General features: G+C 63.7%; 15 protein-coding genes and 1 other RNA gene. 10 read left to right on the plus strand and 6 right to left on the minus strand.

Going from position 1 to position 12,477, the window contains the following annotated elements:
* Window positions 1–4: 4 nt before the first annotated feature.
* The 6 genes from AKL29_RS20760 to ssrA all read right to left on the minus strand — a co-directional run bounded on the left by AKL29_RS20760 (window position 5) and on the right by ssrA (window position 3,760).
* Window positions 5–358 (minus strand): VOC family protein, encoded by a 354-nt coding sequence (locus tag AKL29_RS20760; RefSeq protein WP_028332496.1) that lies wholly within the window; start codon window positions 356–358, stop codon window positions 5–7.
* Window positions 359–413: 55 nt separating this feature from the next.
* Entirely contained in the window at window positions 414–689 is a 276-nt protein-coding gene (locus AKL29_RS20765; protein ID WP_024580116.1) for a ribbon-helix-helix domain-containing protein, read from the minus strand.
* Window positions 686–874, minus strand: coding sequence for a DUF4169 family protein (locus AKL29_RS20770; protein ID WP_016841076.1), 189 nt, complete (start codon window positions 872–874; stop codon window positions 686–688). The genes AKL29_RS20765 and AKL29_RS20770 overlap by 4 nt, the downstream gene beginning before the upstream one ends.
* Before the next feature lie 274 nt (window positions 875–1,148).
* Window positions 1,149–2,567, minus strand: coding sequence for a class II fumarate hydratase (fumC, locus tag AKL29_RS20775; RefSeq protein ID WP_167350411.1), 1,419 nt, complete (start codon window positions 2,565–2,567; stop codon window positions 1,149–1,151).
* 166 nt (window positions 2,568–2,733) lie between these two features.
* Window positions 2,734–3,255 carry an SspB family protein gene (locus tag AKL29_RS20780; protein WP_050385426.1) on the minus strand — a complete coding sequence of 174 codons (522 nt, stop codon included), beginning with the start codon at window positions 3,253–3,255 and terminating at the stop codon, window positions 2,734–2,736.
* Window positions 3,256–3,404: 149 nt separating this feature from the next.
* Window positions 3,405–3,760: a transfer-messenger RNA gene (gene ssrA / locus AKL29_RS39875) on the minus strand.
* Between the two features lie 88 nt (window positions 3,761–3,848).
* Here ssrA and AKL29_RS20785 point away from each other — a divergent pair.
* From AKL29_RS20785 to hflC, 10 genes are all read left to right on the plus strand, one after another.
* Window positions 3,849–4,460, plus strand: a complete 612-nt coding sequence (locus AKL29_RS20785; RefSeq protein WP_050385427.1) for a chromate transporter — start codon at window positions 3,849–3,851, stop codon at window positions 4,458–4,460.
* A complete protein-coding gene (locus tag AKL29_RS20790; protein WP_050385428.1) occupies window positions 4,457–4,990 on the plus strand; it encodes a chromate transporter in 534 nt (177 codons plus the stop codon). Before AKL29_RS20785 ends, AKL29_RS20790 begins: the two co-directional genes overlap by 4 nt.
* Before the next feature lie 93 nt (window positions 4,991–5,083).
* Window positions 5,084–5,584 carry a tripartite tricarboxylate transporter TctB family protein gene (locus AKL29_RS20795; RefSeq protein ID WP_028332491.1) on the plus strand — a complete coding sequence of 167 codons (501 nt, stop codon included), beginning with the start codon at window positions 5,084–5,086 and terminating at the stop codon, window positions 5,582–5,584.
* Between the two features lie 7 nt (window positions 5,585–5,591).
* Window positions 5,592–7,106: a tripartite tricarboxylate transporter permease gene (locus AKL29_RS20800; protein ID WP_028332490.1), complete on the plus strand. Its 1,515-nt coding sequence runs from the start codon at window positions 5,592–5,594 to the stop codon at window positions 7,104–7,106.
* A gap of 134 nt (window positions 7,107–7,240) precedes the next feature.
* The gene (locus tag AKL29_RS20805; protein WP_050385429.1) at window positions 7,241–8,221 is read left to right on the plus strand and encodes a tripartite tricarboxylate transporter substrate binding protein BugD; all 981 of its coding nucleotides are present in this window, start codon (window positions 7,241–7,243) and stop codon (window positions 8,219–8,221) included.
* Between the two features lie 174 nt (window positions 8,222–8,395).
* Window positions 8,396–9,190 (plus strand): thymidylate synthase, encoded by a 795-nt coding sequence (locus AKL29_RS20810; protein ID WP_028332488.1) that lies wholly within the window; start codon window positions 8,396–8,398, stop codon window positions 9,188–9,190.
* Window positions 9,191–9,210: 20 nt separating this feature from the next.
* Entirely contained in the window at window positions 9,211–9,696 is a 486-nt protein-coding gene (locus tag AKL29_RS20815; protein ID WP_050385430.1) for a GNAT family N-acetyltransferase, read from the plus strand.
* On the plus strand, window positions 9,696–10,208 hold the full coding sequence (locus tag AKL29_RS20820; RefSeq protein ID WP_050385431.1) for a dihydrofolate reductase: 513 nt from the start codon (window positions 9,696–9,698) through the stop codon (window positions 10,206–10,208). The genes AKL29_RS20815 and AKL29_RS20820 overlap by 1 nt, the downstream gene beginning before the upstream one ends.
* A gap of 144 nt (window positions 10,209–10,352) precedes the next feature.
* The gene (gene hflK / locus AKL29_RS20825; protein ID WP_028332485.1) at window positions 10,353–11,492 is read left to right on the plus strand and encodes an FtsH protease activity modulator HflK; all 1,140 of its coding nucleotides are present in this window, start codon (window positions 10,353–10,355) and stop codon (window positions 11,490–11,492) included.
* Window positions 11,489–12,388 (plus strand): protease modulator HflC, encoded by a 900-nt coding sequence (gene hflC, locus AKL29_RS20830; RefSeq protein WP_028332484.1) that lies wholly within the window; start codon window positions 11,489–11,491, stop codon window positions 12,386–12,388. The genes hflK and hflC overlap by 4 nt, the downstream gene beginning before the upstream one ends.
* The last annotated feature ends 89 nt before the right edge of the window (window positions 12,389–12,477 follow it).

Genomic DNA, 12,477 nt, shown 5'->3' on the forward strand with positions numbered 1-12,477 from the left:
TGGTTCAGGATCGGTGCTGGAGAATATTGATCAGCTTGCCGAAGGGATCGCGGACGAAGAAGCGCCGCACGCCCCACGGCTCGTCCGCCGGTCCGTATTCGATCGTGATGCAGGCTGCCTTCATTCGGCGCAGGGCCTCGTCGAGATCGTCAACCTCAATGGAGAGATCAGGCACCGGCGTGCCGGAACCACCTTCGGAAGCGAAGCTGATTTGAGCCTGCATTGTTTCGGATGAGCCGTAAGTCGCAACCCAACCGAAATCCATCAGTGGCTCGAGGCCAAGCACGTCGCGATAGAACGACTTCGCTGCCGCTGTGTCCGGTGCCGCAACGTTCGCGACGATCCGATTGACCTTCATGCTGAGCCCGCGCAGCGGAACGACCGTCTACTGGTGGCGACGGTCGGAGAGGCCGTCAGGCCTGCTGACGCGTGTCGACCTGTTGCGGCCTGACATCCGTGGGCACCGCCGGCGTGGCTCGCGAGCGGAAGTAGTCGAGCACGAACAGCCGGATCGCGGAGGACAAATTGCCCTGCTGACGATTGTTGTCGATCTCGCCGACCAACTCCGACAGCGTCATGTTCCGCAGACCGGAAATCTCCTTCATGCCATTCCAGAAGGCTTCTTCGAGGCTGACGCTGGTCTTGTGTCCGGCGACGACGATCGAGCGCTTGACGACGGGAGACTTCATGATGCGTCTCCATTTTCGATGCGGTGCTGATCGAGCACGCGCGCGTTGCGCTCGCCGAGGAATTCGTCACGCGCTCGTTCGGATTTAGTGCGACCGAATAGCGCACGATTGGCTTCGGCCTGCTTCGCTGCTTGTTCGCGCTCACCGCGCTTCTTGAATCGTTTCAAGTTGACCACGTCGCCCATGCTCGTCGTCCTCATCGTCCCCAGAGCGGAATTGGTGATGCATCGTGACGAAAGCAAGAGCAACTGCGCTACGCGCCCGGCTCGATATCCATCCCGAATCCCCGTTTGATGCCCTGATAGCATCAAAGAATCCGTTTCGCTCTGCGAAAACTAGACGTCTGTACCATGCGCCAGCGCAGAGCTCATAGGTAATGCACCTTAGTCTTTAGGCGTTATGATCCATAATTATATCACGCGCGCTGACCGTAATTATCCGGACAATGCGCGCTGCGCTTTAGCCCGGGTGTGTCATTTTGTCCGGCTGCACGAGGCGATCAAATTCATCCGCGGAAACAAATCCGAGCCGCAAAGCCTCTTCCTTCAGTGTCGTTCCGCGCGCATGCGCCGACTTGGCGACCTTGGCTGCGTTGTCGTAACCGATCTTCGGCGCGAGTGCGGTGACCAGCATCAGGGAGCGCTGCATCAGTTCGTTGATGCGCTTTTCGTCGGCGTGTATTCCGACAACGCAATGCTCAGTAAATGAGCGGACAACGTCAGACAGCAGCTGAATGGAATTTATCATACAGTATGCCAACACAGGCTTGTACACGTTCAACTCGAAATGGCCCTGGCTGCCGGCGACCGTGATCGTGGTCTGATTGCCGAACACCTGGCAGCAGACCATGGTCATGGCTTCGCACTGGGTCGGATTGACCTTGCCCGGCATGATCGACGAGCCCGGCTCGTTCTCAGGCAGGATCAACTCGCCGAGGCCCGAGCGCGGGCCCGAGCCGAGCAAGCGGATATCGTTGGCGATCTTGAACAGGCCGGTCGCCACCGAGTTGATCGCGCCGTGCACCAGCACATAGGCGTCGTTGGAAGCCAGCGCCTCGAACTTGTTGGCCGCACTGGTGAACGGCAGCTTGGTGATTTTGGCGACGTGCCGCGCGAAGGTTTTCGCAAATCGCGGCTTCGAGTTGAGGCCGGTGCCGACGGCGGTACCGCCCTGCGCGAGCGGAAACAGATCCTTCACCGCGACGCGCAGCCGCGCGATGCCGCTCTCGACCTGCGCGGCGTAGCCGGAGAATTCCTGGCCGAGCGTCAACGGCGTCGCATCCTGGGTGTGGGTGCGCCCGATCTTGACGATCTTGGCAAACGCCTTCTCCTTCTTGCGCAACGCGCGATGCAGTTCGGTGAGTGCCGGAATCAGATCGGCGACGATGCGGCTCGCTGCGGCGATATGCATCGCGGTCGGAAACGAGTCGTTCGACGACTGACTCATGTTGACGTGATCGTTCGGATGAATCGGCTTCTTGGCGCCAAGCTCGCCGCCGAGCATCTGGTTGGCGCGGTTGGCGATCACCTCGTTCACGTTCATGTTGCTCTGCGTGCCCGAGCCGGTCTGCCAGACCACCAAGGGGAAATTGTCGTCGAGCTTGCCTTCGATCACTTCCTTCGCTGCGCGGATGATGGCGCCGGCGCGGCGCGCATCGAGCTGGCCGAGCTCGCGATTGGTCTCCGCAGCCGCAAGCTTCACGATGCCGAGTGCATGGACGATCGCGATCGGCATGCGGTCGTGGCCGATCTTGAAATTCTGCCGCGAGCGTTCGGTCTGCGCGCCCCAATAGCGGTCCGCGGGAACGTCGATCGGACCGAAGCTGTCGGTCTCGCCGCGGGTCTTTGCCTTGGAGGGGATCGTCGATCGAGCCATCATGCTTTCCGTGGATGCTTGCCGTTGGGTCATCAAAACGTGGCCCGGCGCGGCAACGCGACAGCGTCCACGCGAAGGGCACGTTCATGCAGAAGTAGGCTGGGACGACGATTTGTCATCCCGATCCCGACAAGCATCCTACAAGGTCGAGGCGTGATCGGCGCTTAGATTATTTCTTGCGGAAGCGGTCCAGCCGCACGACCTCGGCGCCTTCGCTGGGCTTCGTGGGCTCCTGCTCGGTCTCGGCATTCTCGGTCTCGGCCGTTGCGTGGGCCGGGGGGGCGGGCAGGGGAGAGGCCGGCGCCGTGGCGGGAGGGGCTTCTTCGGACAGTGCGTCCGAGACATCGAAGCGCAAATCGAACGGCGCGGACGGATCGAGGAAGCGCGTCACTGCGGCGAACGGCACGGTCAGCCGCTCGGGAATCCCGCCGAACGACAGGCCGACCTCGAAGCGATCCTCCGTCACCACCAGATCCCAGAACTGGTGCTGCAGGATGATGGTCATCTCCTCCGGATACTGCGCGAGCAGCCGGGACGACAGCTTCACGCCGTCGCCGTGCGACAGGAAGGTGATGTAGAAATGATGCTCGCCCGGCAGGCCATGTTCGGCGGCGTCGGACAACACCCGGCGCAGCACCCCGCGCAGCGCATCGCGCGCCAGCACGTCATATCGGATGTGATCGGTCGCCATGGTGATCCTGTCGCTTCGAAAATGCCCGCCTGGGCGGCGCCGGACCGTCCGACTCGCCCTTTTTGCCATGCTACCCCGCCGGGAGCTGGAAATCAGCAGGGCTGGCAGCTGAAATGCGGGCGGACGCCCGATTGGGAAACAAGGGATAAAGTGGAGGCTTCTGTTGCCAGGTGCCTCCGAACCCCGCCTAGCGGAGCTTAACCCGCTAGGACTTTAAGATGGTCTTTCAGACTGCGTTACGCAGCCTGAGCAACCGGAGCAAAGTTGTCGTTGGCAACTATTGCATTGGCCCGATGTCGGCGGAACCATACCGAGAAAAAACACGCCCTTTACGCCCTCGTCGATCCTATTTCGCCCCCGCCGAAAGCCACCGCGACGGATGGGTTTTGGTGGAGGCGCCGGGTACCGCCCCCGGGTCCGAATGGTTTATTGCGACGGTCATTTATTTCCATAGCCGGCGAACCGGCACCCCCAATATAGCGGCAAAGTCTTAGAAAAACAGAGCCGATTCAGGCCCTTTCGGCTGTGAAACCCACCGATTTCGGGTTGGCCAGGGTCTTGGCGCTGTCCCGGCGCCGTTCTAGGTTTTGCCCATGCCCCCGGAATCTCCGCCGGTTGCCGCCCCGGCGCCGGATGCCTCCGCACCATCGCCGCCCCATCAGCCCGGCCTGCTCGAGCTGTTCCTGGCCTTTGCCAAGATGTCGCTGGCCGGCTTTGGCGGCGTTCTGGTCTGGGCCCGGCGCTCGATCGTCGAGCAGCACCGCTGGATGACCGCGGAGGAGTTCAACGAGACCTTCGCGCTGTGCCATTTCCTGCCAGGCCCGAACATCGTCAACCTGTCGGTCGTATTCGGCTCGCGCTTTCGCGGCATAGCCGGCGGGCTCGCGGCCTTCGCCGGGCTGGTCGGGCCGCCGATGGTGATCGCGACCATCCTTGCCGCGCTCTATGCCCGTTACGGCGACATCGACGTGCTGCGCCGGACGCTCGCCGGCGTCGCCTGCGCCGCGGTCGGGCTGCTGTTCGCCGTCGTCTTCAAGATGATGATGCCGCTCCTGAAGCGGCGCGACGTCACGGGCCTCGTCATTCTGGCTGCGGTTTTCGTCGCGATCGGACTGATCCGCTGGCCGCTCCAGATCGTGCTGCTGGTGGCGATCCCGCTCAGCATTGCGACGACGGTCCTGGCGCGCCGCATGGTGCGGGCATGAGCTCGGAGTCCAACCCGATCGCGACGCTGGTCTGGACCTTCGGCCTGATGTCGCTGTTTGCGGTCGGCGGCGCTAATTCGGCGATTCCCGAAATGCACCGTGCCGCCGTCGACGTGCACCACTGGCTGACCGACAAGCAGTTCGCCGACGTATTCGCGATCTCGCAGCTGTCGCCGGGGCCGAACGTGCTGATCGTGACCTTGATAGGCTATTCTGTCGCGGGCGTCGCCGGGGCGTTGGCCGCGACGGTGGCGATGTGCGGACCGACCGCGCTGCTTGCCTATTATGTGAGCCGTTTCCTCGATCGCTCGCGCGACGCGCGCTGGCCGGCGATGATCCAGGCGGCACTGGTTCCGCTGTCGATCGGTCTGATGGCGGCGTCCGGCCTGATCGTGGCGCAGACCTCAGACCAAAGTTGGATCGCGGTTCTGATCACCATTGTCGCGGCCGCGCTTGCTTTTGCGACGCGGATCAACCCTTTGTGGATGTTGCTGGCCGGAGGCCTCTTGGGTTTCGCTGGCGTTATCTGACGAAAATCGCTAGCAAGGCTTTCGGTCAACGCACCACAAACCAAGCCATTCAATCAAAACGGGCGGGACAGCCCTGACGGGGGAAGCGAAGTCATGAGCGATACGCCGAGCGAGGCGCCGGTCAAATCGATCTTGCCGAAATGGGTGCGCGGTCCGCAGGATTTTGTCGGCGGGCTCGCCATGATGGCGGTTGCGCTGTTTGCCTTGTGGGCCTCGAGCGATTTGCAGGGTATGCACGGATTTTCGTTCGGCGCCGGAACCGCGCCGCGCATGTTCGCCGTGCTGCTGCTGTTGCTCGGCGGTGGTGTCGCGCTGATGGGAGTTCTGCAGGCCGGCCCGCATATCGCGGCCTATTCCTGGCGCGGCCCGTTGTTCGTATCCGCCGCAATCGTGTTCTTCGCATTGGCGATCCGGCCGCTCGGGCTTGTGGTCTCCGCCTTTGCCGCCTTCATGATCGCGGCGATGGGCTCGCAGGAGACGAAGTTGGTCGAGGCCGTCATTGTCGGCGCCTGTCTGACCCTCGGCTGCGCGCTGCTTTTCCCCTATGTGCTGGGACTTCCGATGCCGATGTTCCCGCGTTTCCTGATCCAGTGAGGGCGTGATGGAACTGTTCGCCAATCTCGCCCACGGTTTCGCGGTCGCATTCTCGCCGATCAACCTTCTGATGTGCCTGGTCGGCGCGCTGGTCGGCACGTTGGTCGGCGTGCTGCCGGGCATCGGCACCATCGCCACAGTAGCCATGCTGCTGCCGATCACCTTCGGCCTGCCGCCGGTCGGTGCGCTGATCATGCTCGCCGGAATCTATTACGGTGCGCAATATGGCGGCTCGACCACCTCGATCCTGGTCAATATTCCGGGCGAGGCGACCTCGGTGGTCACCGCGCTCGACGGCCACCAGATGGCCAAGCAGGGCCGCGCCGGTCCGGCACTGGCGATCGCCGCGATCGGCTCGTTCTTCGCCGGCTGCGTCGCGACCGTGCTGATCGCCGTGCTCGGCGCGCCGCTGACCAAGCTCGCGCTGGCGTTCGGCCCGGCCGAATATTTCTCGCTGATGGTGCTCGGCCTGATCTTCGCGGTGGTGCTCGCCAAGGGCTCGGTGCTGAAGGCGATCGCGATGATCGTGTTCGGGCTGTTGCTGTCGATGGTCGGCTCCGACATCGAGACCGGCGCCTCGCGCATGGCCTTCAACATCCCCGAACTCGCCGACGGTCTCGGCTTTGCCACCGTGGCGATGGGGGTGTTCGGCTTCGCGGAGATCATCCGCAACCTCGACCACGGCGCCGAGATGAACCGCAACCTGGTGCAGCAAAAGATCACCGGCCTGATGCCGACCAGGAAGGACATCGCGGATTCAACGCCGGCGATCCTGCGCGGCACCGTGCTCGGCTCGATCCTCGGCATCCTGCCGGGCGGCGGCGCCGTGATCGCGTCGTTCGCGGCCTATACGCTGGAGAAGAAGTTGGCAAAAAATCCGTCGCGGTTCGGCCGCGGCGCGATCGAGGGCGTGGCGGCGCCGGAAAGCGCCAACAACGCCGCGGCGCAGACCTCGTTCATCCCGCTGCTCACGCTCGGCATCCCGCCGAACGCGGTGATGGCGCTGATGGTCGGCGCGATGACCATCCATGGCATCGTGCCGGGTCCGCAGGTGATGCAGAAGCAGCCCGATCTGGTCTGGGGCATGATCGCCTCGATGTGGATCGGCAATCTGATGCTGATCATCATCAACCTGCCGCTGGTGGGCATCTGGGTCCGTCTGCTGCGCGTGCCGTACCGGCTGATGTTCCCCTCGATCGTGGTGTTCTGCGCGATCGGCATCTATTCGGTGAACAACGCGCCGGTCGACGTCGTGCTCGCAGGCGTGTTCGGCCTCGTCGGCTATTGGCTGATCAAGCATGATTTCGAGCCGGCGCCGCTGTTGCTCGGCATGGTGCTGGGCCCGCTGATGGAGGAGAACCTGCGTCGCGCGCTGTTGATCTCGCGCGGCGACTGGAGCGTGTTCGTCTCGCGGCCGCTGTCGGCGGTGCTGCTGGCGATCGCGGCGGGTCTCCTGGTGCTGGCCGTGCTGCCGACCTTGCGTGCCAAGCGCGACGAAGTGTTCGTGGAGTCCGAGGGCTGAGCGAGCTGCCGGCCCCGCGTCGCCGCGCCGCAGGCGGAAGTCGAATCGACACTCGATGTCGTCCCGTGAAATGAAAATGCCGGCCGATTTGGCCGGCATTTTTATTGGTCAAACGTTCCCGGGAGGAAATTGAGATGATGTCCATTCGCTCGCTTGCGGGCGCATGCCTTTCGGCATTTGTCGCGCTCGGCGCATTCGCCGTACCGGCGTCTGCGCAAAATTATCCGACCCGCACCATCACCATGATCGTGCCGTTCGCAGCCGGCGGCCCGACCGACGTCGTTTCGCGCATCGTCACCGCGCACATGGCGCAGACGCTGGGACAGAGCATCGTGATCGAGAACGTGGTCGGCGCCGGCGGCACCACCGCGACGACGCGCGCCGCACGTGCCGCCAATGACGGCTATACGTTGATCACAGGGCATATGGGCACGCACGCCGCCTCTGTGCCGCTCTATCCGAAGCTTGCCTATCACCCGGAAAAGGATTTCGAGCCCGTCGCGCTGCTCGCCGGCACGCCGATCCTGATCCTTGCCCGCAAGGACTTCCCGCCGAAGGATCTCAAGGAATTCGTCGTCTACGTGAAGGCCAATGCCGAGAAGGTCAACGCCGCGCATGCCGGCATCGGCTCGGTCTCGCACGCCTCCTGCGAGCTCCTGAACTCGATCCTCGGCGTCAAGCCGGTCGGCGTGCCCTTCAACGGCACCGGCCCGGCCATGAATGCGCTGGTCGCAGGCCAGGTCGACTACATGTGCGACCAGATCGTCAACGCGGTGCCGCAGATCAACGCCGGCACCATCAAGGCCTATGCGGTCGCCACACCCGAGCGCAACCCGTCGCTGCCCAATGTGCCGACCACGACGGAAGCCGGCTTGCCGGCCTTCCAGGCCCAGGCCTGGAACGCGATTTTCGCGCCAAAGGGAACTTCGCCCGCCATCATCGCCACGTTGAATGCCGCGGCCATCAAGGCGCTTGACGATGAGAATGTCCGCAAGCGCCTGCTCGACCTCGGCAGCGTGATCCCGGCACCCGTCAACCGTACGCCGGAGGCACTTGCGACCCTCGTCAAGAACGAGATCGCGAAGTGGACGCCGGTGCTCAAGCCGGCAACTTAATCCAGTACAATCAAGTGGATAGGATAGGGGCGGGACGCGAGTTCCGCCCCTTGTCGTTTGGCGCGGAGTGCTCATTTTTCAGGGTATAATCGGTACGTTCAGCCGAATCAGCGTGCCGACCGGCGGCCTTGGCCGCTACATTGGTCGTTCTCTCGAAAGCCCGAAACAGACGCCATGAACCAGTATCACGACCTGCTCGAACGCATCCTCGCCGACGGCGCCGAGAAGCACGACCGCACCGGCACCGGGACGCTGTCGATCTTCGGTCATCAGATGCGCTTCAACCTCGCGGCCGGCTTCCCGATGCTGACCACCAAGCGGCTGCCGCTGAAGGCGATCGTGCACGAGCTGCTCTGGTTCCTCGCCGGCGACACCAACATCAAATATCTCAACGACAACGGCGTCACGATCTGGGACGAATGGGCCGACGCCAACGGAGACCTCGGTCCGGTGTACGGCTCGCAATGGCGGTCGTGGCCCGCGCCGGATGGCCGCAGCATCGACCAGATCGCTGGCGTGGTCGAGATGATCAAGCGCAATCCGGATTCGCGGCGGCTGATCGTCAGCGCCTGGAATCCGGCCGAGGTCGACAAGATGGCGCTGCCGCCGTGCCATTGCCTGTTCCAGTTTTATGTCGCGAACGGCAAATTGTCCTGTCAGCTCTATCAGCGCTCGGGTGACGTCTTCCTCGGCGTGCCCTTCAATATCGCCTCCTATGCGCTGCTGACCATGATGGTCGCGCAGGTGACCGGGCTGAAGCCCGGCGATTTCGTGCACTCGCTCGGCGACGCGCACCTCTACTCGAACCATCTCGAGCAGGCGCGCCTGCAGTTGACGCGGCCGACGCGACCGCTGCCGACGATGGCGATCAATCCGGACGTGAAGGATATCTTCGCGTTCCGCTACGAGGACTTCAAACTCGAAGGTTACGACCCGCATCCGCACATCAAGGCCGAGGTCGCGGTATGAGTTGCGGTCCGAGGGATTGAATGTCGCTGACGATTCGCCGCGCGCGGCCCGATGAGGCCGGACTGGTGTTCTCGCTGGTCCGCGAACTCGCCGAATACGAAAAGCTTCTGCATGAGGTTCACGCCAGCGAGGCCGACATCGCTGACGCGCTGTTCGGCGCCAATCCGCGGCTTTATTGCGACATCGCGGAATGGAACGGCGAGCCTGCCGGCTTCGCGGTCTGGTTCGTCAACTTCTCGACCTTTGCCGGCCGTCACGGCATCTATCTCGAAGACCTCTTCGTGCGTCCGGCGCTGCGCGGCAAGGGCATCGGCAAGGCGCTTTTGATGCATCTGGCGAAGCAATGCCTCGCCAATGGTTGGTCGCGCCTGCAATGGGCGGTGCTCGACTGGAACGCGCCGTCGATCGCGTTCTACAAGTCGCTCGGCGCCGAGTTGATGGACGAATGGACGATTTGCCGCGTCTCCGGCGAGGCGCTGTCGGCTCTCGCGGAAGGGGCGCGCTGATGGAGATCGTGCTCGTCGTTGCGGTCGCCGAGAACGGCGTGATCGGGAGCGACAACGCCATTCCGTGGCGGCTGAAATCCGACCAGCAGCGTTTCAAGGCGATTACGCTGAACAAGCCCGTCGTGATGGGGCGCAAGACCTTCGAATCCCTGCGCAGGCCGCTGCCGGGCCGCACCAACATCGTGGTGACGCGCGATGCGAACTACCGCGCGCGCGGCGCCATCGTCACGACGTCGTTTGAAAACGCCCGCGCCATTGCGCTTGGCGACGCGCTGCGGCGTTTCGCCACTGAGATTGCCGTCATCGGTGGCGCGGAAATCTACGCGCAATGGATGGGCACCGCCGATCGCCTTGAGATCACCGAGGTCCATGCCCGGCCGGACGGCGACACGCGGTTCGACAAAATCGATGCGCAGCAGTGGGACGAGGTGGCGCGCGTGCGAAATCCGGCAGGTCCGGACGACAGTGCCGACTTCTCCTATGTGACATATCGTCGGCGCGGCCGGGGTTAACCAATGTTTGCATTGACAATTATGCCCCGGCGCATAGCTCGTCCGGCCAGGAAGCTTGCGTTGTAAGGGCCCTAGCGGTCCCCTATAACCGGGCCGGACATTCGAGGCCGGGCGTCCCGTCCGGACTTGCCGAGGAGATGTTTGATGCCGTGGAAAAATCAAGGCGGGGGGCCCTGGGGCTCGGGTCCGAAAGGGCCATGGGGCACCGGTCCGCAGTCAGCCGGGCCAAGGCCGCCGGATCTTGAGGATCTGCTGCGGCGCGGCCAGGACCGCCTGCAGCAGTGGCTGCCCGGCGGGCATTTCAGCGGCATGGGCGTCGCGCTGGTGCTGGTCGCCGCGCTGGCGATCTGGTTCGCGACCGGCATCTTCCGCGTGCAGTCCGAAGAACTCGGCGTCGTGCTGCGCTTCGGCAAGTATGTCCGCGATGCGCAGCCCGGCCTGCGCTACCACCTGCCATATCCGATTGAGACAGTGCTGCTGCCGAAGGCGCTGCGCGTCAACACGATCTCGATCGGCATGACCCTGATCGACGATCCCGCACGGCGCGGCCGCACCATGCGTGACGTGCCGGAAGAGAGCCTGATGCTGACCGGTGACGAGAACATCGTCGACGTCGACTTCACGGTGCTGTGGCGCATCAAGCCGGGCGGGGCCGGCGCCTATCTGTTCAACATCCAGAATCCCGAAGGCACCGTGAAGGCGGTTGCCGAAAGCGCGATGCGTGAGGTGATCGGCCGCTCGCAGATCCAGCCGATCCTGACCGGGGCGCGCAACGTCACCGAGCAGAGCGTTCAGGAGCTGATGCAGAAGACGCTCGATACCTACAACGCGGGCATCCAGATCACGCAGGTGCAGATGCAGAAGGTCGATCCGCCGGCGCAGGTGATCGACGCATTCCGTGACGTGCAGGCGGCGCGCGCCGACCTCGAGCGCAAGCAGAACGAGGCACAGACCTACGCCAACCGGATCGTGCCGGAGGCGCGCGGTCGTTCCGCGCAGATCCTGCAGGCCGCCGAAGGCTACAAGGAGCAGGCGGTCGCCGACGCCAAGGGCCAGAGCGCACGCTTCCTGAAAGTCTATGAAGAGTACAAGAAGGCACCCGACGTGACGCGCGAGCGCATCTATCTGGAGACCATGGAAAAAGTGCTCGGCGGCTCCGAGAAGCTGGTTTACGACGGCGGCCCGGGCCAGAACATCGTGCCCTACCTTCCGCTCGGCGAACTGACGCCGCGGCGGCCGGCGGCACCGGCCACGACCGGCCAGCAGCAGGGAGCCACCCGATGAGGTCTCCCGTCACCGGCATTGTATCCCTGATCATCCTCTTCATTGTGCTCGCCGTCGGCTACAGCTCGGTGTTCACCGTGCAGCAGACCGAGCAGACCATCGTCTTGCGGTTCGGCGAGCCGGTCGACATCGTCACCGAGCCCGGTCTGCACTTCAAGGCGCCGTGGAATTCGGTGATCAACGTCGACAAACGCATCCTCGATCTGGAAAACCCGTCGCAGGAGGTGATCGCCTCCGACCAGAAGCGGCTCGTGGTGGACGCCTTCGCTCGCTATCGCATCAAGAACGCGTTGCGCTACTACACCAGCGTCGGCTCGATCCAGGCCGCCAATCTGCAGCTGACCACGCTGCTGAACGCAGCGCTGCGCCGCGTGCTCGGCGAGGTCAACTTCATCACCGTGGTGCGTGACGATCGCGAGAAGCTGATGCAGCGGATTCGCGAGCAGCTCGACAGGGAAGCGGACGGATACGGCATCGAGGTTGTCGACGTCCGCATCCGCCGTGCCGACCTGCCGGAGCAGAACAGCCAGGCCGTCTACAACCGCATGAAGACCGAACGTGAGCGCGAGGCGGCCGAGTTCCGTGCCCAGGGCGACCAGAAGGCGCAGGAGATCCGCTCGAAGGCCGACCGCGAAGCGACCGTGATCGTCGCCGAGGCCAACTCGGCCGCGGACCAGACCCGCGGTGCGGGTGACGCCGAGCGCAACCGCCTGTTCGCCGAAGCCTATGGCAAGGACAAGGACTTCTTCGCGTTCTATCGTTCGATGACGGCCTATGAGAACGGCCTGCGTTCCAGCGACACGCGTTTCCTGTTGCGGCCGGACTCGGAATTCTTCAGATTCTTCGGCGGTGCAAACGGCAAGTTGCCCGAGGCGGCCGCCGCGCCGAAACAGTAGCGTCACGACTTGAACACCAGGACTTGGCGGCGATGCGGATGACGCTTCGCCGCCGACCAAAAACAACAAGTATCGAGCGGGAGGCTGCC

It is taken from the genome of Bradyrhizobium pachyrhizi (assembly GCF_001189245.1).
Classification (GTDB): domain Bacteria; phylum Pseudomonadota; class Alphaproteobacteria; order Rhizobiales; family Xanthobacteraceae; genus Bradyrhizobium; species Bradyrhizobium pachyrhizi.

What these genes read in the sequence shown, in the direction of transcription:
- AKL29_RS20760 (WP_028332496.1), bottom strand. Translation starts at nt 358, where the DNA reads ATGAAGGTCAATCGGATCGTCGCGAACGTTGCGGCACCGGACACAGCG.
- AKL29_RS20765 (WP_024580116.1), bottom strand. Translation starts at nt 689, where the DNA reads ATGAAGTCTCCCGTCGTCAAGCGCTCGATCGTCGTCGCCGGACACAAG.
- AKL29_RS20770 (WP_016841076.1), bottom strand. Translation starts at nt 874, where the DNA reads ATGGGCGACGTGGTCAACTTGAAACGATTCAAGAAGCGCGGTGAGCGC.
- fumC (WP_167350411.1), bottom strand. Translation starts at nt 2,567, where the DNA reads ATGATGGCTCGATCGACGATCCCCTCCAAGGCAAAGACCCGCGGCGAG.
- AKL29_RS20780 (WP_050385426.1), bottom strand. Translation starts at nt 3,255, where the DNA reads ATGGCGACCGATCACATCCGATATGACGTGCTGGCGCGCGATGCGCTG.
- AKL29_RS20785 (WP_050385427.1), top strand. Translation starts at nt 3,849, where the DNA reads ATGCCCCCGGAATCTCCGCCGGTTGCCGCCCCGGCGCCGGATGCCTCC.
- AKL29_RS20790 (WP_050385428.1), top strand. Translation starts at nt 4,457, where the DNA reads ATGAGCTCGGAGTCCAACCCGATCGCGACGCTGGTCTGGACCTTCGGC.
- AKL29_RS20795 (WP_028332491.1), top strand. Translation starts at nt 5,084, where the DNA reads ATGAGCGATACGCCGAGCGAGGCGCCGGTCAAATCGATCTTGCCGAAA.
- AKL29_RS20800 (WP_028332490.1), top strand. Translation starts at nt 5,592, where the DNA reads ATGGAACTGTTCGCCAATCTCGCCCACGGTTTCGCGGTCGCATTCTCG.
- AKL29_RS20805 (WP_050385429.1), top strand. Translation starts at nt 7,241, where the DNA reads ATGATGTCCATTCGCTCGCTTGCGGGCGCATGCCTTTCGGCATTTGTC.
- AKL29_RS20810 (WP_028332488.1), top strand. Translation starts at nt 8,396, where the DNA reads ATGAACCAGTATCACGACCTGCTCGAACGCATCCTCGCCGACGGCGCC.
- AKL29_RS20815 (WP_050385430.1), top strand. Translation starts at nt 9,211, where the DNA reads ATGTCGCTGACGATTCGCCGCGCGCGGCCCGATGAGGCCGGACTGGTG.
- AKL29_RS20820 (WP_050385431.1), top strand. Translation starts at nt 9,696, where the DNA reads ATGGAGATCGTGCTCGTCGTTGCGGTCGCCGAGAACGGCGTGATCGGG.
- hflK (WP_028332485.1), top strand. Translation starts at nt 10,353, where the DNA reads ATGCCGTGGAAAAATCAAGGCGGGGGGCCCTGGGGCTCGGGTCCGAAA.
- hflC (WP_028332484.1), top strand. Translation starts at nt 11,489, where the DNA reads ATGAGGTCTCCCGTCACCGGCATTGTATCCCTGATCATCCTCTTCATT.